This window comes from Sulfitobacter sp., from assembly GCF_041552635.1.
Lineage (GTDB): Bacteria > Pseudomonadota > Alphaproteobacteria > Rhodobacterales > Rhodobacteraceae > Sulfitobacter.
The window spans coordinates 1-25,521 of the sequence record NZ_JBFEKM010000001.1 but is presented as its reverse complement, the minus strand read 5'-3'; the positions used below and the strand labels follow the sequence as shown (position 1 = coordinate 25,521).

Sequence of the window (25,521 nt, the reverse complement as noted above, 5' to 3'; positions counted from 1 at the left end):
GGGGCAGAGCCCCAGACGTAAGATCATTCAAAACCAATCACATGTGGATTGCGCCATCACCACAGGCCAATGCAGCTTCACGCACAGCTTCGGAGTAAGTCGGATGGGCGTGGCACGTCATCGCCAGATCTTCGGCAGAGGCACCGAATTCCATCGCAACGCAAACCTCGTGGATCAGATCACCTGCCGCTGGCCCGATGATATGAGCACCTAGAATGCGGTCGGTTTCTTTGTCGGCGATGATCTTTACAAACCCTTCACCGGCGAAAACAGCCTTGGCACGGGCGTTCCCCATAAAGCTGAATTTGCCAACTTTATAGGCGCGGCCTTCTTCTTTCAGTTGCTCTTCGGTCATGCCGACATTTGCAACCTCTGGGTGGGTGTAGATCACGCCGGGGATCACGCCATAGTTTACGTGACCATGCTTGCCAGCAATGACTGAAGCGACTGCCATGCCTTCGTCTTCGGCCTTGTGCGCCAGCATGGGGCCCTCGATCACGTCGCCGATTGCATAAATGCCTTTGACGGATGTTTCCCAGTGGTCATTCACAGCGATCTGTCCGCGCTTGGTCATCTCGATACCGAGACCGGCAAGGTCCAGACCATCATAAAATGGTTTGCGACCGGTCGAGACCAGCACGACATCAGCATCCAGCGTATGTTCGCTTTCGTCCTTGCGCAGCTTGTAGGTGACCTTTGCTTTGGATTTTGAAGCTTCGGTACCTTGGACAGCGGCCCCCATGATAAAGTTGATTCCCTGCTTTTTCAGGATCCGCATGAAGTTCTTTTGCACTTCACCGTCCATGCCGGGCGTGATCGCATCAAGGTATTCAACCACGGTGACCTCGCTGCCGAGACGGGCATAGACCGAGCCGATCTCCAAGCCGATGACACCTGCACCGATCACGACCATTTTCTTGGGGACCTTGTTCAGCGACAACACCCCGGTCGAGGTGACAACGATCTTTTCGTCGACCTCAACACCCGGAAGTGATGCCGGTTCTGATCCTGTGGCGATGATGATGTTTTTGGCGTCGTGCACGTCGTCGCCAACCTTGACCTTGCCGGCCTCGGGAATGGTTGCCCAGCCTTTGATCCAGTCGATCTTGTTCTTTTTGAACAGGAATTCGATGCCCTTGGTATTGGTGTCAATGGTGTTCTGTTTATAGGCCTGCATCTGGTTCCAGTCGACCGAGGGGCTCTTGCCCTTAAGGCCCATGTCCCCGAAATTATGCTCCGCCTCGTGGAGCATATGGGTCGCGTGGAGCAGAGCCTTTGACGGGATGCAGCCGACGTTCAAGCAGGTTCCGCCCAACGTGTCGCGCCCCTCGACGCAGGCGGTCTTGAGGCCCAATTGGGCGCAGCGAATTGCGGATACATAGCCGCCGGGGCCGGAGCCGATGATGATGACATCGTAGCTGGACATGGGAGGTCTCCTTGAGAAGGTCGGACGGTTGGTTGTTTTCAATAGGTGTCTTGGTTGAGAGAGAGGCTAGGGGGCGCTGCCGCCGTGCGCAAGCGCACTCCCCCGGGATTTGGGTCCATTTGGAAGATCAAAAGAGCGCCGCGATCAGCATGAGCGTTGTGGCGGCGAAGCCTACGGCCCAGATGATTGAGCGGCCCGGACGCCAGCCAAGCGCGTATGCGGGAATATAGGCTATACGGGCGGCAAGGAAAATCCACGACATCAACATGGTGTATGTGGTGCTTTGATCGGAGATCGTAATGACAGTAGCGGCAATGCCAAAGAGAATGAGTGCTTCGAAGGTATTGTCCATTGTTCTGCCAAGACGGGCAGTGCGGTCGGACATTTCGCGCGTGGGGGCGCGGTCGCGCGCTGACATCGTATAGCCGGTACCAAGTTCGCGGTTCGCTGGGACTGCGTAAAGCACGAATGTTACGGTCTGTAGCAGGGCGGCGAGGATGAGGACGGTAAGTTCGGGGGGCATGTTATTTTTGATCCGCTAGAGCGCGAGGAGGTACAGGAAAGCTGTTGCAGCGAAGCCCGTCAGCCATGCCAGCGTGCGTATGGCGGGGATGCCAAACGCATAGACAGGCAGGTAGACGATACGCGCAATCAAGAAGACCTGCGCAGCGAGTAGACTGGCGGACCCGGTTCTATCCAGCACCACGAGGATCAGAATCGCTGGTGCGAAAAGAGCCATCGCCACGAGTGAGTTGTTCAGCGCGCGTTCAAGTCTGGCCGTCATTCCAGTGACGGTGCGCGTTTCATCACGAGAGGATAATAGGTAGCCGAGGCTGAGCTGCTGCATCCCGCCGATGACCTGCAAAAGGAGCGTCAGCAGTACGAGAAGGCCGTAAGCGGCAAGTATCGTCGTTTCTGTCATCAGGTATCCTTTCGACGCATCTATGCGCCATTGTGTTAAATCGGCGGGCCTGCACCCGCCGATTTTGTTCTACAAATCCATCAGCAGACGACGGGGATCTTCGAGCGCTTCTTTCACGCGCACAAGGAAAGTTACGGCCCCTTTGCCGTCGACGATCCGGTGGTCGTAGCTGAGCGCGAGGTACATCATCGGGCGGATAACCACCTGACCGTTGATTGCCATCGGACGGTCTTGAATCTTGTGCATGCCCAAGATGCCGGACTGTGGCGGGTTCAGGATCGGCGAGGACATCAGCGAACCGTAGACACCCCCGTTTGAGATGGTGAAAGTGCCACCTTGCATTTCGGCCATCGACAGCTTGCCATCACGGGCCTTGGCCCCCATTTCGGCAATCGATTTTTCGATCGTTGCAAAGGACATGTCCTGTGCGTCTTTGATTACCGGCACGACTAGGCCTGTAGGTGTACCAGCCGCGATGCCCATGTTGACGTAGTTTTTGTACACAACATCGGTACCGTCGATTTCGGCGTTCACTTCGGGTACTTCGTGCAGCGCGTGGATGCAGGCCTTGGTAAAGAAGGACATGAAGCCCAGTTTGACACCATGTTTCTTGAGGAACAGATCCTTGTATTCGTTCCGCAGGGCCATGATTTCCGTCATGTCGACCTCGTTGTAGGTCGTCAACATCGCTGCAGTGTTCTGGCTGTCTTTCAGGCGACGGGCAATTGTTTGACGCAGGCGAGTCATCTTCACCCGTTCTTCGCGCGCGGCATCTTGCGGGGCGGAAGGCGCGCGCGGTGCCGCAGCGGGGGCAGGTTTCGCAGCAGATGTACCGGCAGCAACAGCCTTGGCAACGTCTTCTTTCATCACACGGCCATCGCGGCCGGTGCCGGTAACCTGATCGCGTGTGATGCCAGCCTCGGCCATTGCCTTTTTGGCGGATGGCGCGTCTTCGGTGTCACCCGAGGACGTCGAAGGCGCTGCATCGCGCCCGCCCGGCTTGGTGGTGGTCTCAGGTGTGCCTTCTGTCGCGGATGCACCACCTGCGCCTTCGGTGATGATGGCCAGCTTGGCATTTGCCTCGACGGTTGCACCTTCTTCGAACAGGATCTCGGTCAGGGTGCCTGCGGCGGGTGCAGGTACTTCGACGCTGACTTTGTCGGTTTCCAGTTCGCATAGCATTTCATCGGCTTCGACGGTGTCGCCGACTTTCTTGAACCAAGTGCTGATTGTCGCCTCGGTCACCGATTCACCAAGGGTCGGGACCATCACATTGACGGCGTCGCCACCCTTAGCGGGGGCGTCGGCCTTGGCTTCGGCAGCAGGCTTTTCTTCCTTGGCGGCAGGCTTTTCACCACCCTCGGAAATATTAGCCAGCAGCGCGTCAACGCCAACAGTCTCGCCTTCTGCGGCAACGATTTCTGCCAATGTGCCAGCCACCGGGCTTGGGACTTCGACGGTGACCTTGTCGGTTTCCAGCTCGCAGAGCATTTCGTCAACTTCGACACTATCGCCGGGCTTTTTGAACCATGTTGCCACGGTCGCTTCGGTAACGGATTCGCCCAACGTGGGGACGCGTACTTCGCTTGTCATGGTTATTTTCCTTCGATGGTCAGCGCATCGTTAACGAGTGCTGCTTGTTGTGCTTTATGTTGAGAGGCAAGGCCCGTAGCGGGCGAGGCCGCTGTGGCGCGCCCGGCGTAAACGGGGCGGGTGTGTGTGGCGTCGATCCGGCCCAGAACCCATTCGATGTTGGGTTCAATAAAGGTCCAGGCCCCCTGATTTTTGGGTTCTTCCTGACACCAGACCATTTCAGCGTTTTTGAAACGTTCCAGTTCTTTTACGGCGGATTGGGCAGGGAAGGGATAGAATTGTTCGAAGCGCAGAAGATAGATGTCGTCGATCCCGCGGGCATCACGTTCTTCCAGGAGGTCATAATAGACCTTGCCGGAACACATCACCACGCGCTTGATCTTGTCATCGGCCACCAGATTGGTTTCCGAATTTCCATGCTGGGCGTCATCCCACAAGACGCGGTGAAAGCTGGACCCGGTTGTGAATTCTTCGGTCTTGCTGACGGCCATCTTGTGACGCAGCAGTGATTTTGGCGTCATCAACATTAGCGGCTTGCGGTAGCTGCGGTGCAGTTGGCGGCGCAGCAGGTGGAAATAGTTCGCAGGCGTGGTGCAGTTGGCAACAATCCAGTTGTCCCCGCCACACATGGTCAGGAACCGTTCCAGACGGGCAGAGGAATGTTCGGGTCCTTGCCCTTCGTAGCCGTGCGGCATCAGGCAAACGAGGCCGGACATCCGCAGCCATTTGCTTTCGCCGGAGCTGATGAACTGATCAAACATGATCTGAGCGCCGTTGGCGAAATCACCGAATTGTGCCTCCCAAAGGGTCAGCGCGTTGGGTTCGGCAAGAGAATAGCCGTATTCAAAGCCCAGAACCGCATATTCGGACAGCATTGAGTCGATGACCTCGTATTCGGCTTGCCCCTCGCGGATATGGTTCAGCGGATAATACCGGTCTTCGTTTTCCTGGTTGATCAGCGCCGAGTGGCGTTGCGAGAACGTGCCGCGTGCCGAATCCTGCCCGGAAAGGCGAACCTTGTACCCTTCGGTCAATAGCGACCCAAAGGCCAATGCCTCTGCTGTGGCCCAGTCAAAGCCAACACCGGACTTGAACATTTCGGCCTTGGCGTCCAGCAGGCGCGTGATCGTTTTATGCACCGGAAAATCATCGGGCGCTGTGGTCAGCGCCTTACCAACATCGGCCATCGTTTCGGGCGCAATTGCCGTCTTGCCGCGCTGGTATTTCTTTTCTTTCGCCTTATCGAGATGCGACCACTTGCCATCAAGCCAGTCTGCCTTGTTGGGGCGGTATTCTTTGCCGGCTTCGAATTCCGTGTTCATCTTTTCCTGGAACGCGGCTTTCATATCCTCGATCTCGCCTTCGGGGATCAGCCCGTCTTTGACAAGGCGATCCGTATAAAGCGTGAGCGTGGTTTTTTGCTTTTTGATTTTCTGATACATTACCGGGTTGGTGAACATGGGCTCGTCGCCCTCGTTGTGACCAAAACGGCGGTAGCAGATGATGTCCAGAACCACGTCTTTGTGGAACTTCTGCCGGAATTCGGTGGCCACGCGGGCGGCATGAACCACGGCCTCTGGATCATCGCCATTAACGTGGAAAATCGGTGCTTCGACCACAAGAGCGTTGTCGGTCGGGTAGGGGCTGGAGCGGCTGAAATGCGGCGCGGTGGTGAAACCGATCTGGTTGTTCACCACGATGTGCATTGTCCCGCCGGTGCGGTGGCCGCGCAGGCCGGACAGTGCGAAACATTCAGCCACAACACCCTGACCGGCAAATGCGGCATCGCCGTGCAGCAAAATCGGCATAACCTTGATCCGGTTTGGATCTTTCAGCTGATCTTGTTTGGCGCGGACCTTGCCCAAAACGACGGGGTTCACCGCCTCAAGGTGGGACGGGTTGGCGGTCAGCGACAGGTGAACGGTATTGCCATCGAATTCGCGGTCAGATGATGCACCAAGGTGGTATTTCACATCACCCGATCCATCGACGTCTTCGGGCTTGAAGCTACCGCCCTGAAATTCGTTAAAGATCGCGCGGTAGGGTTTTTGCATCACGTTGGCGAGCACGGACAGACGCCCGCGGTGGGGCATGCCGATGACGATATCCTGCACGCCCAGTTGGCCGCCACGTTTGATAATCTGTTCCATCGCAGGGATCAGGGATTCACCGCCATCCAGGCCGAAACGCTTGGTCCCCATGTATTTCACATGCAGGAATTTCTCAAATCCTTCGGCTTCGACCAGCTTGTTCAGAATGGCTTTTCTACCGTTCTGGGTGAAATGGATTTCTTTGCCGTAGCCTTCAATCCGCTCTTTCAACCACGACGCTTCTTCGGGATTCGAGATGTGCATATATTGCAGCGCGAACGTCCCGCAATAGGTGCGCTTTACGATGTCGACGATCTGCTTCATCGTGGCGATTTGCAGGCCAAGCACGTTGTCGATGAAAATCGGGCGATCCATGTCCTTGGGGCCAAAGCCATATGCGGCTGGGTCCAACTCTGGCTGGCCACCGACATCACGCATGCCAAGCGGATCAAGGTCAGCGGCCAAATGGCCACGGATCCGGTAGGCGCGGATCAGCATCAAGGCGCGGATACTGTCAAGCACAGCGCGTTGCACCTGCGCATCCGAGAGTTCCACGCCTTTGGCCGCAGCTTTATCGACAATCTTTTGGCCAGCGGCTTTGGTTTCAACTGGGGCAGGCCACTGACCAGTCAGGGCGGCCGTCAGGTCGTCCTGCGGCATTGGGGGCCAGTCGCTGCGCGCCCAAGACGGGCCTGCGGCTTCGGCCTTTACGTCGTCGCCATCATCATCCATCGCCTTGAAGAACGCTTGCCATGCATCATCGACCGCAGTCGGATCATTGGCATAGCGCGCATACATCGCTTCAAGATACGTGCTGTTTTGCCCCTCAAGGAAAGAGGAATCGTGGAACTGGTCGTTCTGCGGGTGGTCGGTCATGGCGATACCTCTAATGAGAGCGCAACGGATTGATGTGGTGTGTCGGGCAGGCGGTATGCCTGCCCGACTTTAAGGGATTACCCTTTGTTGATCGCTTCTTGGACGGCTTCACCCAAAGTTGCAGGGCTGTCCGCGACAACGATGCCCGCTTCGCGCATCGCGTTGATCTTGGATTCCGCGTCGCCCTTGCCACCGGCAACGATTGCACCAGCGTGGCCCATGCGGCGACCGGGAGGGGCTGTGCGCCCGGCGATGAAACCGGCGGTGGGCTTCCAACGGCCCTTCTTTTTTTCATCCGCAAGGAACTGCGCGGCTTCTTCTTCGGCAGAGCCTCCGATTTCACCGATCATGATGATCGAATGGGTTTCGGGATCGGCCAGGAACATCTCGAGGATGTCGATATGCTCGGACCCTTTGATGGGGTCACCACCGATACCGACTGCGGAAGACTGGCCAAGGCCCAGATCGGATGTCTGCTTGACCGCTTCGTATGTCAGCGTGCCCGAACGCGAAACAACGCCGCAGGATCCGCGCTTGTGAATATGGCCAGGCATGATGCCGATCTTGCAAGCATCGGGCGTGATAACGCCGGGGCAGTTTGGCCCGATCAGACGCGATTTCGACCCGTCCAGCGCGCGTTTGACACGCATCATGTCCAGAACCGGAATACCTTCGGTGATGCAGACGATCAATTCCATCTCGGCGTCGATCGCCTCAAGGATTGAATCCGCAGCAAAGGGGGGCGGTACATAGATGACGGTAGCATTGGCTTCGGTCACGTGGCGCGCTTCGTGGACAGAGTTGAACACGGGCAGGTCCAGATGCGATTGGCCGCCTTTGCCGGGGGTCACGCCGCCGACCATTTTTGTCCCATAGGCGATTGCCTGTTCTGTGTGGAACGTCCCTTGGGAGCCGGTGAGGCCCTGACAGATCACTTTGGTGTTTTCGTCTACGAGTACGGCCATGAGGCCCTCCTGTCTTGCAATGAATACGCACAAGATGTGCGTGGTATATTTAGGTAGTCGCGGCCCTATTGGGCGCGTTTTGAGATGGTATTGACTTGGGCGGGTGAATGGCCTGCGTACCGATGCGCAGACCGTAGCGAGAAGGCTTGGCTGTCACGGTTATCAGGCCATGGTTTGACGTTGGCCGCAAAGGTTGGTTTCGCAACAGGCTATCCGTCATTTTTTGGTGCCCCCGAGACCGTCGAACAAGCGATCGACAGCGATAAAGGTTTTGCCATACCGTGTCCCGACATGCACGACGGCCACACGACCCGCCAATAGTTCGCGCCCTTCGATCAGGACTGTCCCTGCCAAGGATTGATGTGTGTCGGGCAGCGGAATTACTGTGCCAAAAACCGGTGGGGTCGCCATCTGCTTGCGCAGCCCCGCGATTGCCCCGTCGGTGTGATCCCCTTCGAACGAGACCTCACAGCGCCGCTCAACACCCTTTGGCAAATCTTGGGAAACGGGCTCAATCGAGACGTCCCAAAATACCAGATCAAAGGGCAAAGGTGACCCCGCGCTGCGCGCCATATTGGCACGGATGCTGCTTTCTGTCTGGCCCGCCTTAAAGCACCACGCATTGAACGCAGCAATTGCTGCGTCCTGCCCGAGGGCCAATGCGGGGGTGCCCAGCGTAAGGCTGGCCAGAATGAAAGCGGTTAATCGCATCAGTACAGCGCGTCTTTGTCATCAACGATTGCATCAAGCGCGCGGATGGTCACAAGGCCAAGCCCCATGATCATCAGAGACCGCCCGATAGAGCCTGTCAGGTTCTTGGGCAGCAGCCCCGCCAGACCGTCACGCGATTTGCGCGCGGCGCGGCGAACACCATGATCGTTACGATCCGCTTTGTCGGGTTCGGGCAAGGACAACACCGACGGCTGTATCTGACGCAGAACAAGTCCCGCGCCAACCAGTGCCAAGCCCGCCAAAAGAGGCGATGTGCGAGGGGAATTATCCATCGGTCTGTCCTTTACCCTAATGCCCTAGCCTTTAACCGCTTTCACGATCTTTTGTGCACCGTCTTTCAGGTCATCGGCTGCAATCACATCAAGGCCGGAGTTCTTGATGATCTCTTTGCCCTGCTCGACGTTTGTACCTTCGAGACGCACAACCAGCGGCACTTTCAGGCCGACCTCTTTGACTGCGGCGATCACACCTTCGGCGATTACGTCGCAGCGCATGATGCCGCCAAAGATGTTGACCAAGATGCCTTTGACCTGCGGGTCAGAGGTGATGATCTTGAACGCTTCGGTTACTTTTTCTTTGGTTGCACCGCCACCAACGTCAAGGAAGTTGGCAGGTTCGGCACCGTACAGCTTGATGATGTCCATTGTCGCCATCGCCAGACCAGCACCGTTGACCATGCAGCCGATTTCGCCGTCCAAAGCGATGTAGTTCAGGTCGTATTTGGACGCTTCAAGCTCTTTGCTGTCTTCTTCGGTGGTATCGCGCAGCTCGGCGATGTCAGCGTGGCGGTACATTGCGTTACCGTCAAAGCTGACCTTGGCATCAAGCACCTTGAGATCACCACCGTCTGTAACGATCAGCGGGTTGATTTCCAGCATCTCCATGTCTTTGTCGGTGAAAGCTTTGTACAGTTGGCCCATCAGGGTCACGCATTGCTTGACCTGCTTGCCTTCAAGGCCCAGCGAAAAGGCAACGCGGCGGCCATGAAAAGGCTGGAACCCGGTCGCGGGATCAACGGAAAAGCTGATGATTTTTTCGGGGGTCGACGCAGCGACTTCTTCGATGTCCATGCCGCCCTCGGTCGAGCAGACGAAACCTACGCGTGCCGTCTGGCGATCAACCAGCAGCGCAAGATAAAGTTCGGTTTCAATGCCGGAACCGTCTTCGATGTAGATGCGGTTCACTTGCTTGCCCGCAGGGCCAGTCTGGTGCGTGACCAAAGTACGGCCCAGCATCTTCTTGGCTTCTTCGGCGGCTTCCTCGACGGATTTCGTCAGGCGCACGCCGCCTTTTTCGCCAGCGTCGGCTTCTTTAAAAGAACCCTTGCCGCGGCCACCTGCGTGGATCTGGGCTTTGACCACCCAAAGAGGGCCGTCCATTTCGCCAGCGGCAGTTTTCGCGTCTTCTGCTTTCAGTACGACGCGACCGTCGGATACTGGCGCGCCGTAGCTGCGCAAGAGGGCTTTCGCCTGATATTCGTGGATGTTCATGAAAAACGGTCCCGTTTTTTGTTCCAGTCAAATCGCGGTATACGATTGAGTCTTGATACTGGGTAAACAGTTTTTTCTAGAAATACAGGATTTTCCGAACAAAAGCGACATTTGTGATCACACGTATTTATCGTGTGATCACAAAATTTGAAATGTGGTCAGGGAATCAGCCAATTGGGCGCGTTGTCGCCTGGTTTTAACGGGCAAGTTTACGCAAATACGGCTCAAATTCGGCGCAGATAATGATCTTGACCAATGAGGGATCGTAAAAAGCGTTTGGCTGGCCGCAGGGCTCGACCGTGACTTCCAAATCCTCAGGCAGGGTCAGCAGTTCATTCAGTGTGGCGACTTCGGTAAAGATGATATCTTGGGCAAAACCGTCATCACTGCCAGTATAGATCATGCTGGCACCGGGGCCGGCATCAAATAATTCGTCAAACACCGGGCCCCAACTTTCATCGGCCAGTTGATATTCATGCGCGCACGTGCGCGCGCGTTCGGCTGGCAGGCCCATGTCGATGGCAAAATCATCGCGCGTGTCGACATCGGCCCCGTAAAACAGACACACAAGATTATAGAAACGTTGCAAGCTGGCCCCATGAACACCCCATGCGGTGTCGTTCGGGTCAGGCTCGTTTCGGGATTCGGCGTGCAACCCCAAGGCGGTGTCATAGGCGATGGATAATGCGTCTTGTTCCGAAAACGTATTGTCCAGAAACAGGATCGACGCCATGTCGGCAGCGTCTTCTTCCTGCCCGAAAACGGGCAAGCGCATGATATCGATCAGCGCATGTCCCATCTCGTGGTAAAAGATCGAAATAAGGTTTGCAGAGACAAAATTATCCTCGGCCTCTTCGGCACAGGCTCCGGACGGCAAGAGTATCGCCAATGCAAAAAGTAATTGCCTCATTTGGGCATGAGCGCCCAATAATCCAGATCAAGCAGGACGTCGGGCAGGTATTTGCCATCATCGCCCTTCAGCTTGAACGGATCGCCGCCCTTGGTTGCCACCAGACGCAACCGGATCGCACCTACGCCGGGCGCGGATGTATCGGCTTTGTCCAGAACTTCGGACCAGGCGCGGATCGTGTCGCCAGACAGGCAAGGGTTCGCATGTGCACCACCGTTCAGGCCGACAACCATCTGCGCATTTGCCAACCCGTTAAACGACAAGGCCCGCGCCATCGAGATCACGTGCCCCCCATAAATCAGCCGCGACCCGTCGGGGCGGGCAGAGGTGTCGAAATGCACCTTGGCAGTGTTCTGCCACAGGCGGGTGGCCATCATGTGCTCAGCTTCTTCCACGGTGACGCCGTCAACGTGGTCGATCTTTTCGCCAATCTCGTAATCGCCCCAGCGATGTGGTTCGCCCGCCAAGGTGAAATCGTAGTTGCTGAAGTCCAGATCGTCAGGGATGTGCAGTTGCCCGACGCTGAGCGCTTTTGGCAGGTTTGGGACCACTTCAGCGGGGGCGGGGGCATCGACGTCGCGTTTGCGCACCATGACCCAGCGGACATATTCCAGCACCTTGGTATCGTCCTGGTTAAAACCGGACGTGCGCACATAGACGACGCCGGTTTTCCCGTTCGAGTTCTGCTTGAGGCCGATCACTTCGGAAACTGACCGCAGCGTATCGCCGGGCCAGACCGGTGCCAGCCAACGGCCTTGGGCATAGCCTAGATTGGCCACAGCGTTTAGCGAAACGTCAGGGACGGTTTTGCCAAAGACGATGTGAAAGGTGATCATATCGTCCATCGGGCTGAACGGCAGGCCGCAGCTTTGCGCGAACTGGTCAGACGAATAAAGCGCGTGACGCGCTGGATAAAGCGCATGGTATAGCGCACGTTCGCCACCCTTTACGGTGCGGGGGACCGCGTGGTGCAGGGTCTGGCCGACTTTGTAATCTTCAAAGAAGCGACCGGCGTTTGTTTTCGTTGCAACCATCAGTGCGCCCCCAGCTTGGTGTCAGGTGTATAGGTGCCTTCGACTTCTTTCGTGACAGCCTGACCGCAGCGCATGATACCTGCGGCGGCATCAAACGTTTGGGTGGGGGTGCCGTATAGCTCCCAGCCCTTGTTCAGCGCATCGGTGACCTTGTGACAAAAGGCGGACGTGTCCTCTTCGGACAGGAAACGGTAAAGTTTCATCGGAATACTTTCAGTTTATGAGAAGGGCGAGACGCCAAGCATTGTGTGGATGCCGATCACCACGACCAACATCACAAGCGTGATTACGGCCAAGCGGATATAGGTTTTCATGCCTGCGGCGGGGGGCGGTGTCCAATTTGGTTCGGCCTTGTTGATCAGAATGACTGACCCGACGGCCCAAGCCAGCATGCCACCGAACAGGATGATCGACGCAAGATCACCGTTCACCAACAAATGCGCGACCGCCCAGATTTTGACGGCCATCAGTTGCGGATGACGGGTTTTATAGGCGGGCCATGCTTTGGCCCCTTTGGCGGCGCTTGAACCATAAACCCAGAAGGCCAGAACCATCAGCAGATTGTTGATGTGGGTCATAAAGCTGGGCGGATACCAGACGTTGATGAAGGCCGCGCCACGATAGCCGATGATGATCAGCACCAACGAAGCCACGATTGCCACGGCAATCACGCCCTTGCCTTTATTGCCAAGGGCGGCGCGTTGGTCCGGCATCAGCCGTTTGAAATAATGTGCACCGACCCAAAGGATCATGCCGAGGATCAAAAGTGCCATCATGGGGCTACTCCGTTTGTAGGGCCGCGATTGCGTCCAGTTTTGCCAATGTTTCGCGCGCGGTGGCAACATGCAGGTTCTCTACGATGCGGCCATCCACGACTGCCACACCCTGACCTGTTGCCTGCATTTCGTCAAACGCTGCGATCTGGCGGCGGGCAAGGTCTGCTTCGGCCTCTGACGGGGAGAATGCTTCGTTTGCCACGTCCAGTTGGGCGGGGTGGATTAGCGTTTTGCCATCAAAACCCATGTCACGGCCTTGGTCACATTCGACGCGGTGGCCTTCGTCGTCTTTGAATGCGTTGTACACGCCGTCGATGATCGCGATGCCGTTCGCCTTGGCGGCCAGAACGCACAGGCCAAGACCGGTCAGCAGTGGCAAGCGGTCTGGGCGGACACGGGTTTGCAGGTCTTTGTTCAGATCGTTGGTGCCCATGACCATGCATTGCAGCTTGGAATGCGCACCAATGGCGGCGGCGTTCAGCATAGCACCGGGGGTTTCCATCATCGCCCAAAGCGGGATGTCACCGGTGATTGCGGCAAGCGCGTCCAGATCGGCAGGGCTGCCGACCTTGGGCAAAAGAATTGCATCACAATCCATTTTGGCGGCTGCCGCGGCATCGTCCGCGCCCCATTCCGTGTCCAGCCCGTTAATGCGGATCACCTTAAAACGGCTGCCATAACCGCCGTCTGTCAATGCTTGCGCCAGCGTTTCACGCGCCGCGATTTTCTCTTCGGGGATAACGGCATCCTCAAGGTCAAAGATGATCGCATCAGCAGCAAGTCCGCGCGCCTTTTCCAAGGCACGGTCTTTTGAGCCGGGGATATACAGGACAGAGCGTAAAGGGCGGGTGATTTTCGACATGGTCTGAGCCTCCGAGGAAATAATGTTGCGCGAAGGTCTGCATTTTTAGACGAAAACTTCAAGCCCAAACGCGCCGCAGTGCAGCAATATTGCCGCCCGTGGGGGTGGCACGACCGAATTAACCCAAAATTCAGCTTCGGTGGCCAAAGTCTAAACTGTCCAACCGGCTTTGGTGTGGGTCTGGCGAGGATAGTGTGATGCCGCGCGGGTGTTACACAGTCACGCTATGACGGGCGGGGGGATCGCCAAGGCCCGATCAGAAAAGGAGTAACTAATGACGAATTTTCACAAGCTGTTTCAGCTGGCCGCGTTGACTGCTGCTGCTGCCATCGTGATCGCGGCGACGCAAGACATCGCTTTGGTTCAAGGGGCGACCACACCGGTAGAAAACCTGATCGAGGGGACGATGCGGGTAAGTTAGGTCAGCCCGTCCCAGATCAGCTTCGTACCCGTCAGAAGCAGCAACGTATAAGTTACGCCAAAGAACAGCCTTTGGGAGATAAACCTGTGCGCTTTGACGCCAATCCATGCACCGGCAACTGCAAAAGGGGCCAAGAGCAAATCAGCGGTCATCGTTTCGATCGTGAAAATCCCCAGAAAGGCGTAAGGTACGAATTTGACGGCGTTCAATGTCCAGAACACAAGGACTGTCGTCGCCTGATATTGCGTTTTGCTTAGGTTACGGGACAGAAGGTAAACAGCAGCAGGGGGGCCACCAGCGTGGCTAACAAAACTGGTAAAACCCGTGACGACACCCCAAAACAAGCCGACCGATTTGGGTAACCCTTGTTTTGCAGTGCCGATCATGCCTGCGTGACGACCCATTTGCCAAAACACAAAGCCAACTGAAATACCGCCGATCAAGAGGCGAAAGAAATCTGGTGATGCGACTTTATACAAAAGCGCGCCCATGATGACGCCGGGAATACCACCTGCGACGAGCAATTTTACCTCGGTCGCGCCCCATTTCCCCCAATAAGGTTTCAGCGTCGAGACATCGATCAACATCAAAAGCGGAAGCATGATGCCGAGGGCCATGCCCGGCTCAATAACCAGTGCCAATATTGATGCGCTGGCAAATGCCGCCCCTGATCCGAACCCGCCTTTTGACACGCCTGCGAAAAGGACGGCGGGGCCAGCGATGCAGAAGAACCAGAAATCCAGCGTCATAATTTAATGTCTCGGGTTTGCCGCTGTCAGACGAAACGGGAAGAAAAAAGCAATACTGTTTGGAACGAAATCACGAGATCGTGGTTAATACTACAACCGGGCGACATTCACCCGGACCCAAATAAGGAGTAACCAGTAATGAAACGTATTCTTGGAACAACAGCAATCATTCTTTCCCTCACAGGCCCAGCATTTGCGGATGCTCACGCCTCCGCAGGTTTCGGTACAACAACTGCTGAAGCAACAGATTTTTTCGCTTCCGACCTGATCGGCATGCGCATCTATAACTCCGAGACAGAAGTAGATGGCAATGTGGCCATTAAAGCCGGCGCAGAAACCGAATGGGACGACATCGGCGAGATCAATGACATCCTGCTGGACGAAAATGGCGACGTAAAAGCTGTTATCTTGGGTGTTGGCGGTTTCTTGGGCTTAGGCGAGCGTGACGTAACTGTCAGCATGGATGCCATCAAAGTTGTAAAGGAAGAAGGCGATACAAATGACCGCTTCCTCGTTGTCACAACTTCCAAAGAAATGCTGGAAAAAGCGCCAGAATTCGACCGCGCCATGGACGATGACGTCGCCGCAGCCGCCGAAGAGGTAGACCAAGCCGCCGATAAGGCCGCCAAAGAGGTAGACCAGGCCGCTGACAAAGCCGAACTTGAAGTCGAGAAAGTCGACGCAGATCAAGATCGCGCGATGCTGGCCCGTCCGGCCGCCACATATGACGGCTATGCGGATGCCAACATGGAAGAGATGGAAGCGCTGACGGCAGAAGATCTGGAAGGTACCTATGTCTATGGTACAGATGATGACACCGTTGGTGAAATCGGTGCATTGGTTCTGGATGACAACGGCAAAGTGACCGCAGTTGTTATCAATGTTGGCGGCTTTCTTGGAATGGGCGAAAAGCCCGTTGCCGTGACCTGGGACGAACTGCAGGTTCTGAAGCAATCCGATGGCGATGACTTCCGGATCTATATCGACAGCAACAAAGAAGCGCTGGAAGCACTGCCCGAATACCAAGGCTAATGTGCTAATTGCCAAATAATACTGGCCAGTAAGGGTCGGTTCAGACGAAAAAATGGGCCATTTCCAGTTGGGAATGGCCCATTTTTATGCGTTTGTTCACCTTCGATGCGGCAAGGTTCATGCGCAACTTGCACGGTGTGAAGCTTTTCGTTATCCCCTGCCTCAACGCAACCTTGTCGGAGAATACCACATGGCCAGACCCAAAATCGCGCTTATCGGCGCCGGGCAGATCGGGGGCACGCTTGCCCATCTTGCAGCAATTAAGGAACTTGGCGACGTCGTCTTGTTCGATATCGCCGAAGGCGTGCCGCAAGGCAAAGCGCTGGATATCGCAGAATCAGGCCCGTCGGCCAAATTCGACGCCACCATGAGCGGCGCGAACGATTATGCCGATATTGCCGGTGCTGATGTGTGCATCGTGACTGCCGGTGTTGCCCGCAAGCCCGGGATGAGCCGTGATGACCTGCTGGGCATCAACCTTAAAGTCATGAAATCCGTTGGTGAAGGCATCGCGGCCCATGCGCCCAATGCTTTTGTCATCTGCATCACGAACCCGCTTGATGCGATGGTTTGGGCGCTGCGCGAATTTTCGGGCCTGCCACATCACATGGTGTGCGGCATGGCCGGTGTGCTTGATTCGGCACGCTTCCGGCACTTCCTTGCGGCTGAATTCAACGTCTCGATGAAGGACGTTACCGCATTTGTTCTGGGTGGGCATGGTGACACGATGGTGCCACTGACGCGCTATTCGACCGTTGCTGGTATTCCTTTGCCTGATCTGGTGAAAATGGGCTGGACCTCGCAGGAAAAACTGGACGCAATCGTTCAGCGGACCCGTGATGGCGGCGCTGAAATCGTTGGTTTGCTCAAGACAGGGTCGGCGTTCTATGCGCCTGCGACCTCGGCAATTGAAATGGCCGAAGCCTACCTGAAAGACCAAAAGCGCGTGCTGCCTTGTGCAGCCTATGTTGATGGTGCCTATGGCCTTGATGGTTTCTATGTCGGTGTCCCGACAGTGATCGGTGCCGGTGGTGTAGAGCGGGTTGTCGAGATTGCGATGGACAAGGACGAGCAGACAATGTTCGACAATTCTGTCAACGCGGTCAAAGGCTTGGTCGACGCTTGCAAAGGCATTGATGGCTCCTTGAGCTAAATGAAGACGCAGCAGGCGTGAGGTGGAGCGAATTTCGCCATGCCCTTATCGCCTGCTGCAACCGACCTGATGAATTCGCGAAACACGCAAAACTTCGGGCAGAGACAATTGCCGGAAATTCATAGATCCAAGTTGGATATTGTGTAGCGCGCTTGCGGTGCAGCGGTCGCTATAGACCTTTCATGGCAAGGGTCTTGGACATCGCAGCGCGTACTGGATGTCTTTAGCTTAAGCTAAATTCCCAACTGTTCCCAAAGCAATATTGGTGCCGTGCGGGCAGTAGGTTCAGGCAAACGGGCAAGACGATTTCCCATGACTATTTTGCGCCATTGCGCGTCAACCCCGGTTTGATGCGACTGGGAACATCGCCTCCGATAAGGTGGCGCTATCTAATTACTGTCTGGTAGAAAGCCCGCTGGCGCACTTGTTAAAGCATCAGTAGGGTTTGATGCCGTAAAAGGTCAACAAGACTCAATGGCCTCGCTTTTGTTATCACAGCTGAAAAATCCGTGATCACAAAAGCGAGGCCATTTCAAATATTATGCAGATTTTGTCGCAAAAACCTATAATTGAAGCGTAAAATAGAGGTCTGCGCGTGACAGCGCAGAAAATACCGCTATCTATAGGCGCAATTAGACGAGAAAAGGAATCCATCATGGCTGATGTGAACCGGGGCAATCGCCCGCTGTCACCCCATCTAACGATCTATCGCCCTCAATTGACATCAATCACGTCGATCCTGACGCGAATTACCGGCAACGCAATGCTGATCGCGGCGCTGTTGATTGTCTGGTGGTTTCTAGCGGCGTCCACATCCCCTGAGGCGTTTGAAGCTGCAAACGGCTTCATCACCAGCTGGTTTGGCGACCTGATCATGTTCTTTTCACTTCTTGGTATGTGGTATCACACGCTGGCTGGTATACGGCACCTGATCTGGGATAACGGCTATGCGCTAGACATTCCGACGGCGGAAAAACTGGGGTGGGCGGCTTTGGGCGGCTCTGTCCTTTTGACAATCATCACCGCGCTGATCATCTAAGGAGATATACATGGCTTATTTGACAGACCGCAAACGCGCAGTTGGTATGGGATCGGCGAAATCCGGGACCGCCCACTTCTGGTCGATGAAGGTCAGCTCGGTCGCGCTGCTGATCCTGATCCCTTTATTTGTATTTACTTTTGGTGCGGCACTTGGTGGCACCTATGAAGAGACTTTGGCCTATTATGCCAAACCTTTTCCTGCATTAATCGCTGCTCTGACGATCGCCGTTGGATTTAAACACTTCAACGACGGTGTGCAGGTGCTGATTGAGGACTATGTTCACGGGTTGGCGCAGAAAATCGCCATCATCCTGATGACCTGCCTCAGCTATGGTGCAGCGGCGGCTGGCGTATTCGCCATCATCCGCCTCGCGCTTTAAAACAAGAATTCGCTATACGGGAGACCGAGACATGGCTGCATATGACTATGAAACGCATGAATATGACGTGGTTGTCGTGGGGGCTGGCGGTGCCGGTTTGCGCGCGACCCTCGGCATGGCCGAGCAGGGGCTAAAGACGGCTTGCGTTACCAAAGTATTCCCGACCCGCTCGCACACGGTTGCAGCACAGGGCGGCATCGCGGCGTCGCTGTCCAACATGGGACCCGACAACTGGCAGTGGCATATGTATGACACCGTCAAGGGGTCTGACTGGTTGGGCGATACGGATGCCATGGAATATCTGGCCCGCGAAGCGCCTAAAGCGGTTTACGAGCTTGAGCATTACGGCGTGCCGTTCTCGCGCACCGAAGCTGGTAAAATCTACCAGCGCCCGTTTGGCGGCCACACCACAGAATTTGGCGAAGGCCCCCCTGTGCAGCGTACTTGCGCCGCGGCTGACCGGACCGGCCACGCAATTTTGCACACACTTTACGGCCAATCGCTGAAGCATAACGCGGAATTCTACATCGAATATTTCGCAATTGATCTGATCATGTCTGATGACGGCGTGTGTCAGGGCGTTTTGTGCTGGAAGCTGGATGACGGGACCATGCACCTGTTCAGCGCCAAAATGGTTGTTCTGGCAACGGGCGGCTATGGACGCGCCTATTTCAGCGCGACATCCGCCCATACCTGCACCGGCGACGGCGGCGGCATGACGGCGCGCGCTGGTCTGCCTTTGCAGGACATGGAGTTCGTTCAATTCCACCCGACCGGCATCTATGGCGCAGGTTGCCTTATCACGGAAGGCGCGCGGGGCGAAGGCGGTTATTTGACCAACTCCGAAGGCGAACGCTTTATGGAGCGGTACGCCCCGACCTACAAAGACCTTGCCAGCCGCGATGTTGTTTCGCGCTGCATGACGATGGAAATCCGCGAAGGTCGTGGTGTGGGCGACAGTAAAGACCACATTCACCTGCACCTGAACCACCTGCCAAAAGAAACGCTGGACTTGCGTCTGCCCGGTATCTCAGAATCCGCACGGATTTTTGCGGGTGTTGATCTGACCAAAGAGCCGATCCCGGTTCTGCCCACCGTTCACTACAACATGGGTGGCATTCCAACGAACTATTGGGGCGAGGTTCTGGCACCCACGGCTGATAACCCTGACAACGTATCGCCCGGCTTGATGGCCGTTGGCGAAGCGGGCTGTGCATCTGTGCACGGTGCGAACCGTCTGGGTTCAAATTCGCTGATTGACCTTGTGGTATTTGGACGTGCGGCCGCAATTCGTGCCAAGGACATCGTTGATCCGTCGACACCTGTTCCGACCCCCAATACGCGCTCCATTGAGGCGGCATTCAGCCGGTTTGACGGGTTGCGCTATGCCAAGGGCCATGTCGCAACAGCTGAGCTGCGCCTTGAGATGCAGAAAACCATGCAAGCTGACGCTGCCGTTTTCCGGACAGACAAGACGCTGAATGAAGGCAAAGTGAAGATGGACGAGGTCGCAGGCAAGATATCTGACCTCAAGGTGACAGATAAATCCTTGGTCTGGAATTCCGACCTGATGGAGACTCTCGAGCTGACCAACTTGATGCCTAACGCTGTCGCGACAATCTCGGCAGCTGCTGCCCGCAAGGAAAGCCGGGGGGCACACGCCCATGAGGATTATCCTGATCGTGATGACGAGAACTGGCGCAAGCACAGCCTCGTTTGGTTCAAAGGCAATGAGGCGACTTTGGGTTACCGTGGTGTGCACCTGCAACCACTGACCAGCCACAATGATGGCGGCATTGACCTGAAAAAAATCGCGCCAAAAGCACGGGTGTATTGATCGTATGATCAGTTTTTCCCAAGGGATTGCTTTTTCAGCACGCGGTACTCTTCTGGGGTGCCGTGTGGTGGTTTTCTTGGGAACGACAACTCCGGCGTTGGGCCTGTCATGATCGTAATGATGAAACCCTGCAACGCGTTGCATCGTGGGTTTTATTCCCATTTGCAGATCGAGCATTCGAACGATGATCGGCTTTCTCGCAATGGGTTTAGAGGGAGAGGCGTATGAAGCTAGTTAGTGCCATCTTGATGCTGCTTGCCTTGACGGCTTGTGACCAAGCATCGCAGCGCGTCGATACTATGGCGCGTGAAGGGGCCAAGGGGGTCGTTTCACAAACGATTGCAACCCGGTTCCCTCAGGTTCCAAAACAGCTGATTACACCCTTTACTGACTGCATTATCGATAATTCAGATGCTGCCGAGATTCGGATATTCGCGAAATCGGCCGTGATTGGTGTTGATGATACGACCGTGGCGACTGTACGCACCGTTTTGTCACGTCCAGAAACAGTGCGATGCCTGTCACAATCGACCGCAGGCATGGCAGGGACGCTGGGGTGATGAGCGCTGTGCATGGAACCTCAAAGATGATGGACCAGATCAAAGCCGCCGATATGGAGGCGTTGCGCAGTAGCTATCGCAATGGAACTGCGAAGGAACGCGCTGAGATCAACGCGACGCTGTGCCCGGTCGAGGTTGAATTCGCCGATATCCGGATGGTGGTCGACCCGCGAGACAATTATACGGAAACTTGCATCTGGCTGGATGGTTACCCGCCCGAACTGAAATCGCTTTTGGCTTTGGTTCAGTTGGTCGAAGACCGCAATGTTTTGGTGTTGGACATAGGGGCGAATTGCGGGGCCTTCACCATTCCGCTTGGATTGGCCAGTGGCGACGGATCCAGAATTGTTGCGTTTGAACCAAACCCGGTGATGATCGGACGGTTGGGGTTCAACATCCAACTTAACGATCTGCACAGCAAAGTTCGTATTGAAGGCTGTGCCCTGTCTGATCGCGATGGTGAGGCTGTCTTGAATTTTCGGGGCCATAACTTTGGTCAGGCGTCGCTCAAGCGGGTTCAGCCGCGTCAACGTACCGGCGGGCTATGGGTCCCGACACGCCCGCTTTCTGCTTTCACGAAGGCAGCGAAGCACCACGATCTTACTGTGATCAAGATCGACGTTGAGGGAGCCGAAGAAACAGTGCTCAACCCAATGTTGGATCAGGCCGAAAAGGGCGGGTGGCTGCCCGATGCAATCCTGATTGAAGTACGCCATTCCGACCAATGGCAGACCGATCTTTGTGCAAAAATACTAGCCGCAGGGTTTGAAGAAACCCTGCAGGCCGAAGGCAATGCGCTTTACATCAAAAAGAAGTAAGCGCCTGAATTGAAACGAAAAGGGCTATGGCCCACCAGACCAGGAGAAGCGATATGGTTCAACTCACGCTCCCCAAGAATTCGCGTATGACGACCGGAAAAACGTGGCCCAAGCCAGAGGGTGCCAAAAACCTCAAGCAATTCCAAGTCTATCGCTGGAATCCCGACGACGGCAAGAATCCTGCCATCGACACCTATTTCGTTGAGATGGATACCTGCGGCCCGATGATTTTGGACGCGCTGATCAAGATCAAAAACGAGATTGACCCGACGTTGACCTTTCGCCGGTCCTGTCGCGAGGGGATTTGCGGATCTTGCGCGATGAACATCGACGGTATCAATACGCTGGCCTGTACCTATGGCGTAGAAGAAGTGAAAGGCGCGGTGAAAATCTATCCGCTGCCGCACATGCCTGTGGTCAAGGATTTGATCCCCGACCTCACGCATTTCTATGCGCAGCACGCGTCGATCCAGCCTTGGCTCGAGACAGAAACAGCTGCGCCTGCGAAAGAATGGAAGCAGTCGATTGAAGACCGCGCCAAACTGGACGGTCTTTATGAATGCATCATGTGTGCTTGCTGTTCGACGTCCTGCCCCAGCTACTGGTGGAATGGCGACCGCTATCTTGGGCCAGCAGCGTTGCTGCACGCTTACCGATGGTTGATCGATAGCCGTGACGAGGCCACAGGTGAGCGTCTGGACGAGCTTGAGGACCCCTTCAAGCTGTACCGCTGCCACACTATCATGAACTGCGCCAAAACCTGCCCCAAAGGCCTGAACCCGGCTGCGGCGATTGCAAACATCAAGAAAATGATGGTCGAACGTACTGTTTGACCCCCTGATGCCCGTCCCGCTATTTGCGGGATGGGCAACCTAATTCCATGCATATCCTTCTTGGCCTTCTTATCGCTTTTGTCATCGTCGCGTATTTTGCGCGGCGCAACAAAGGTATGCGGGGATGTCGTTGGCGTCAGGATAGTACACGCGACAAGGGGGCTCTGCATTTCTATCGCTGTGCCGCCTGTGGTGCCGAAGCCTATACCGCCACAAAAGCTGCGCCGCGCGACTGCAAAGCCAAGGTAACGGCGCGCCCCTTGTGAAATGGTTCACCTCGACAGAGCAACCTTTCGTGGTCTAGCGTTGCAAAACGGGAGGCCGCCATGACGGATCAAAATTTTCAGGCTGATGTTATCGTCGTGGGCGGGGGGCTGGCCGGAATGGTTGCAACCCACGAAGCCGTCTTGCGGGGCCGGCGTGTTTTATTGATTGATCAGGAAGGCCCGCAAAGCCTTGGCGGACAGGCATACTGGTCTTTGGGCGGCTTGTTCATGGTCGACACCCCTGAACAACGCCGTCTTGGCATCCGTGACAGCGCTGAATTGGCCCTCAGTGACTGGATGGGGTCGGCGCAGTTTGACCGCCCGCAGGACGCCAATCCTCGGGCCTATGCCGAACGCTTTGTCGACTGGGCTGCTGGTGATATGCGTCCTTGGCTGCACGGTTTGGGAATGCGCTGGTTCCCCGTCGTCGGTTGGGCCGAACGCGGGGGTGCGCTGGCGGGCGGGCACGGCAATTCCGTGCCGCGGTTTCACATCACTTGGGGGACGGGTACTGGCGTCGTCGCGCCTTTTGCCAAGCTGATGCAGGATCACGCCATGGCCGGAAAACTAAGGCTGGCCTTTCGGCACCGCGTCACGGCGCTTGAGGTCACAAATGGTGCCGTCACGGGCGTAACGGGCGACATCCTTGAACCAAACACAGCGCCGCGCGGGGAAAGTACGGGGCGTGTGGTCACCGGCAGCTTTCAACATCAGGCCGAGTCGGTGATCCTGACCACTGGCGGGATTGGTGCAAACCACGACCTTGTGCGCAAGCATTGGCCGGTTGACCGTCTGGGCCAGCCCCCCAAACGTATGATTTCCGGTGTGCCTGATTATGTGGACGGCAAAATGCACGCCATTGCCGCCGACGCAGGGGCGGGTCTGATCAATGAAGATCGGATGTGGCACTATTGCGAGGGGGTCGAAAACTGGAACCCGATCTGGCCCAATCATGGCATTCGCATCCTGCCTGGGCCTTCCTCGATCTGGCTGGATGCCAAGGGCGACCGGATGGAAGCCCCCTGCATGCCCGGCTATGACACATTGTCGACGCTGAAACGTATTCTGCAGGCCGGTGATCATAGTTGGTTCATCCTGACCCAAAAGATCATCGAAAAGGAATTCGCGCTGTCAGGGTCTGAACAGAACCCTGATTTGACGGACGGCGGTTGGCGCGAGGTTCTAAAAGCACGTCTTGGCAAAGGGGCGACACCGGCGGTCGAGGCGTTCAAAGAAGAAGGCGTTGATTTTGTTGTCTCTGACCGGCTAGAGGACCTTGTCGCAGGCATGAACAAACTGACGCCTCAGCAGCCTTTGGATTTGGAACATTTGCGCAGGCAGATTGCCGCACGGGACGCACAGCTTGCCAATCCCTTTGCCAAAGACGCGCAAGTCACGGCCATAAGGGGCGCGCGGGCCTATCGCGGTGACAAACTGATCCGGACGGCGAAACCCCACGCGATCCTTGACCCCGAAAACGGACCTCTGATAGCCGTGCGGTTGAATATCCTCACGCGCAAAAGTCTGGGCGGTTTGCATACGGATCTGCGGGGGCGTGTGCTGACCCCGACCGGAAACATCTTGAACGGACTGTTTGCCGCAGGCGAAGTCAGTGGCTTTGGCGGCGGCGGATACCATGGATATAACGCGCTTGAAGGGACGTTTCTGGGCGGTTGCCTGTTCTCTGGGCGCATTGCAGGACAAAACGCATGATAGAACCCCAAGATGCCGCAGCGCGCCGCGCGATCAAGCCGGTGATTTGTTACCCGGTGGAAACGCTTCCGGTTCCCGATATGGCAAGCCTGACGCACGCCCGCGCCACGCTGACCAAGGTGGACGAGGTGCTGATCCCGCCACGTGATGCGCGATGTTTTTCGGTTCCGGCTGGGCATTTCTTCCGCATCACGTCGGTAGAGGGTTCTCAGGTCGGCGATCTAAATCTTTGGGCGGAAAGGGACCTGACCGAACGGTTCTATTCAGGCAAAACCCGCGCCCTGCACGGGACGCACATAACAACCGGACAGCGCATGTGGTCTAGCTTTCCGCATCTGCGGCCGATGGCGACGATTACGCATGATACGCTGGGGTGGTACGGCAAGGACGCGTTCGGCGGATCAGTCCATGACGTGATTGGCACGCGTTGCGATCCCTATACGCATAACCTGCTGGCGGGTGGGCAATACCACCAGTGCTGCCACTCCAACCTGACCCGGGCCTTGGCGGCGCATTTGAATGTTCCGGTCCAACAGGCCGAACCACATGTACATGATGTTCTTAATGTTTTCATGTGCACCGGATTTACGCGTGACACCGGTCAATACTTCATGAAAGCGAGTCCCGTCCGTCCCGGTGACTATCTTGAGTTCTTTGCGGAAATTGACCTGCTGGGCGCACTCAGTGCCTGCCCGGGGGGAGATTGCTCGTCCGAGCATTCATCAGACGCGGCTGCATGCTATCCGCTACTGGTTGAAGTATTTGCCCCAGATTCGGTTATTCTTGACGGCATCACATCGCCTGAACGCAACCGGTATGACCAAAGCCACAGCAGCTGATATTTGCCGGGGGCCGTTTTCCAAATGGATTTAAATCCCCCGCAGAGCGTCCCAAACTATCGACGCAATCAGACCTCTGAAAAGGCGGCCGTTAGCGCAATTTCGACCATGTCGCCAAATGATCTTTCGCGCTCTTCTGCAGGCAACGCTTCACCAGTCTGCAAATGGTCGCTGACGGTCAGCACTGCCAATGCGCGCCGCTT

General features: G+C 56.0%; 27 protein-coding genes and 1 pseudogene. 12 read left to right on the top strand and 16 right to left on the bottom strand.

The window, feature by feature from the left end; all coding sequences use genetic code 11:
- Positions 1 to 37: 37 nt before the first annotated feature.
- From lpdA to ABYT07_RS00075, 14 genes are all read right to left on the bottom strand, one after another.
- Positions 38 to 1,426, bottom strand: coding sequence for a dihydrolipoyl dehydrogenase (gene lpdA / locus ABYT07_RS00140; RefSeq protein ID WP_372988554.1), 1,389 nt, complete (start codon positions 1,424 to 1,426; stop codon positions 38 to 40).
- Positions 1,427 to 1,553: 127 nt separating this feature from the next.
- The gene (locus ABYT07_RS00135) at positions 1,554 to 1,949 is read right to left on the bottom strand and encodes an MAPEG family protein (protein WP_372988553.1); all 396 of its coding nucleotides are present in this window, start codon (positions 1,947 to 1,949) and stop codon (positions 1,554 to 1,556) included.
- 15 nt (positions 1,950 to 1,964) lie between these two features.
- Positions 1,965 to 2,348 (bottom strand): MAPEG family protein, encoded by a 384-nt coding sequence (locus tag ABYT07_RS00130; protein WP_372988552.1) that lies wholly within the window; start codon positions 2,346 to 2,348, stop codon positions 1,965 to 1,967.
- A 69-nt stretch (positions 2,349 to 2,417) separates the two neighbouring features.
- The gene (odhB, locus tag ABYT07_RS00125) at positions 2,418 to 3,941 is read right to left on the bottom strand and encodes a 2-oxoglutarate dehydrogenase complex dihydrolipoyllysine-residue succinyltransferase (protein WP_372988551.1); all 1,524 of its coding nucleotides are present in this window, start codon (positions 3,939 to 3,941) and stop codon (positions 2,418 to 2,420) included.
- Between the two features lie 2 nt (positions 3,942 to 3,943).
- The gene (locus tag ABYT07_RS00120; protein ID WP_372988550.1) at positions 3,944 to 6,907 is read right to left on the bottom strand and encodes a 2-oxoglutarate dehydrogenase E1 component; all 2,964 of its coding nucleotides are present in this window, start codon (positions 6,905 to 6,907) and stop codon (positions 3,944 to 3,946) included.
- Between the two features lie 77 nt (positions 6,908 to 6,984).
- Positions 6,985 to 7,872: a succinate--CoA ligase subunit alpha gene (sucD, locus tag ABYT07_RS00115; protein WP_372988549.1), complete on the bottom strand. Its 888-nt coding sequence runs from the start codon at positions 7,870 to 7,872 to the stop codon at positions 6,985 to 6,987.
- A 216-nt stretch (positions 7,873 to 8,088) separates the two neighbouring features.
- A complete protein-coding gene (locus ABYT07_RS00110; RefSeq protein ID WP_372988548.1) occupies positions 8,089 to 8,583 on the bottom strand; it encodes a hypothetical protein in 495 nt (164 codons plus the stop codon).
- The gene (locus tag ABYT07_RS00105; RefSeq protein ID WP_372988547.1) at positions 8,583 to 8,876 is read right to left on the bottom strand and encodes a hypothetical protein; all 294 of its coding nucleotides are present in this window, start codon (positions 8,874 to 8,876) and stop codon (positions 8,583 to 8,585) included. The genes ABYT07_RS00110 and ABYT07_RS00105 overlap by 1 nt, the downstream gene beginning before the upstream one ends.
- Positions 8,877 to 8,900: 24 nt before the next feature.
- The gene (sucC, locus tag ABYT07_RS00100) at positions 8,901 to 10,094 is read right to left on the bottom strand and encodes an ADP-forming succinate--CoA ligase subunit beta (protein WP_372988546.1); all 1,194 of its coding nucleotides are present in this window, start codon (positions 10,092 to 10,094) and stop codon (positions 8,901 to 8,903) included.
- Positions 10,095 to 10,290: 196 nt separating this feature from the next.
- Positions 10,291 to 11,004 (bottom strand): DUF4344 domain-containing metallopeptidase, encoded by a 714-nt coding sequence (locus tag ABYT07_RS00095; RefSeq protein WP_372988545.1) that lies wholly within the window; start codon positions 11,002 to 11,004, stop codon positions 10,291 to 10,293.
- The gene (locus tag ABYT07_RS00090) at positions 11,001 to 12,038 is read right to left on the bottom strand and encodes a MaoC family dehydratase (protein WP_372988544.1); all 1,038 of its coding nucleotides are present in this window, start codon (positions 12,036 to 12,038) and stop codon (positions 11,001 to 11,003) included. Before ABYT07_RS00090 ends, ABYT07_RS00095 begins: the two co-directional genes overlap by 4 nt.
- Positions 12,038 to 12,241: a DUF1737 domain-containing protein gene (locus ABYT07_RS00085; protein ID WP_372988543.1), complete on the bottom strand. Its 204-nt coding sequence runs from the start codon at positions 12,239 to 12,241 to the stop codon at positions 12,038 to 12,040. The genes ABYT07_RS00090 and ABYT07_RS00085 overlap by 1 nt, the downstream gene beginning before the upstream one ends.
- Positions 12,242 to 12,256: 15 nt before the next feature.
- Positions 12,257 to 12,814, bottom strand: coding sequence for an NnrU family protein (locus ABYT07_RS00080; RefSeq protein WP_372988542.1), 558 nt, complete (start codon positions 12,812 to 12,814; stop codon positions 12,257 to 12,259).
- Positions 12,815 to 12,818: 4 nt separating this feature from the next.
- Positions 12,819 to 13,676: a CoA ester lyase gene (locus ABYT07_RS00075; protein ID WP_372988541.1), complete on the bottom strand. Its 858-nt coding sequence runs from the start codon at positions 13,674 to 13,676 to the stop codon at positions 12,819 to 12,821.
- A 274-nt stretch (positions 13,677 to 13,950) separates the two neighbouring features.
- On the opposite strand from ABYT07_RS00075, the gene ABYT07_RS00070 reads away from it, so the two are divergent.
- Positions 13,951 to 14,097: a hypothetical protein gene (locus tag ABYT07_RS00070; RefSeq protein WP_372988540.1), complete on the top strand. Its 147-nt coding sequence runs from the start codon at positions 13,951 to 13,953 to the stop codon at positions 14,095 to 14,097.
- Here the strand turns inward: ABYT07_RS00070 and ABYT07_RS00065 are convergent.
- Positions 14,094 to 14,846, bottom strand: a complete 753-nt coding sequence (locus tag ABYT07_RS00065) for a sulfite exporter TauE/SafE family protein (RefSeq protein ID WP_372988539.1) — start codon at positions 14,844 to 14,846, stop codon at positions 14,094 to 14,096. The genes ABYT07_RS00070 and ABYT07_RS00065 overlap by 4 nt on opposite strands.
- 138 nt (positions 14,847 to 14,984) lie before the next feature.
- Here ABYT07_RS00065 and ABYT07_RS00060 point away from each other — a divergent pair, with 138 nt between their 5' ends.
- The 11 genes from ABYT07_RS00060 (at position 14,985) to ABYT07_RS00010 (ending at position 25,318) form a co-directional block, all read left to right on the top strand.
- Complete coding sequence (locus ABYT07_RS00060; protein ID WP_372988538.1) at positions 14,985 to 15,878, top strand: PRC-barrel domain-containing protein; 894 nt, start codon at positions 14,985 to 14,987, stop codon at positions 15,876 to 15,878.
- Positions 15,879 to 16,068: 190 nt separating this feature from the next.
- Positions 16,069 to 17,031, top strand: a complete 963-nt coding sequence (gene mdh, locus ABYT07_RS00055; protein WP_372988537.1) for a malate dehydrogenase — start codon at positions 16,069 to 16,071, stop codon at positions 17,029 to 17,031.
- Between the two features lie 655 nt (positions 17,032 to 17,686).
- Positions 17,687 to 18,070, top strand: a complete 384-nt coding sequence (gene sdhC, locus ABYT07_RS00050; RefSeq protein ID WP_372988536.1) for a succinate dehydrogenase, cytochrome b556 subunit — start codon at positions 17,687 to 17,689, stop codon at positions 18,068 to 18,070.
- A gap of 10 nt (positions 18,071 to 18,080) precedes the next feature.
- The gene (gene sdhD / locus ABYT07_RS00045; protein WP_372988535.1) at positions 18,081 to 18,452 is read left to right on the top strand and encodes a succinate dehydrogenase, hydrophobic membrane anchor protein; all 372 of its coding nucleotides are present in this window, start codon (positions 18,081 to 18,083) and stop codon (positions 18,450 to 18,452) included.
- Between the two features lie 31 nt (positions 18,453 to 18,483).
- Entirely contained in the window at positions 18,484 to 20,289 is a 1,806-nt protein-coding gene (sdhA, locus tag ABYT07_RS00040) for a succinate dehydrogenase flavoprotein subunit (RefSeq protein WP_372988534.1), read from the top strand.
- Positions 20,290 to 20,513: 224 nt separating this feature from the next.
- Entirely contained in the window at positions 20,514 to 20,849 is a 336-nt protein-coding gene (locus ABYT07_RS00035) for a hypothetical protein (protein ID WP_372988533.1), read from the top strand.
- Positions 20,849 to 21,667 (top strand): FkbM family methyltransferase, encoded by an 819-nt coding sequence (locus tag ABYT07_RS00030; RefSeq protein ID WP_372988532.1) that lies wholly within the window; start codon positions 20,849 to 20,851, stop codon positions 21,665 to 21,667. The genes ABYT07_RS00035 and ABYT07_RS00030 overlap by 1 nt, the downstream gene beginning before the upstream one ends.
- A gap of 53 nt (positions 21,668 to 21,720) precedes the next feature.
- On the top strand, positions 21,721 to 22,500 hold the full coding sequence (locus tag ABYT07_RS00025; RefSeq protein WP_372988531.1) for a succinate dehydrogenase iron-sulfur subunit: 780 nt from the start codon (positions 21,721 to 21,723) through the stop codon (positions 22,498 to 22,500).
- Between the two features lie 47 nt (positions 22,501 to 22,547).
- Positions 22,548 to 22,766, top strand: coding sequence for a hypothetical protein (locus tag ABYT07_RS00020; RefSeq protein ID WP_372988530.1), 219 nt, complete (start codon positions 22,548 to 22,550; stop codon positions 22,764 to 22,766).
- 60 nt (positions 22,767 to 22,826) lie between these two features.
- A complete protein-coding gene (locus ABYT07_RS00015) occupies positions 22,827 to 24,479 on the top strand; it encodes an FAD-binding dehydrogenase (RefSeq protein WP_372988529.1) in 1,653 nt (550 codons plus the stop codon).
- Positions 24,476 to 25,318, top strand: coding sequence for an urea carboxylase-associated family protein (locus tag ABYT07_RS00010; protein ID WP_372988528.1), 843 nt, complete (start codon positions 24,476 to 24,478; stop codon positions 25,316 to 25,318). The genes ABYT07_RS00015 and ABYT07_RS00010 overlap by 4 nt, the downstream gene beginning before the upstream one ends.
- 68 nt (positions 25,319 to 25,386) lie before the next feature.
- Here ABYT07_RS00010 and ABYT07_RS00005 read toward each other — a convergent pair.
- Positions 25,387 to 25,521 (bottom strand): annotated as a pseudogene (locus ABYT07_RS00005) (purine-nucleoside phosphorylase); the annotation flags it as partial.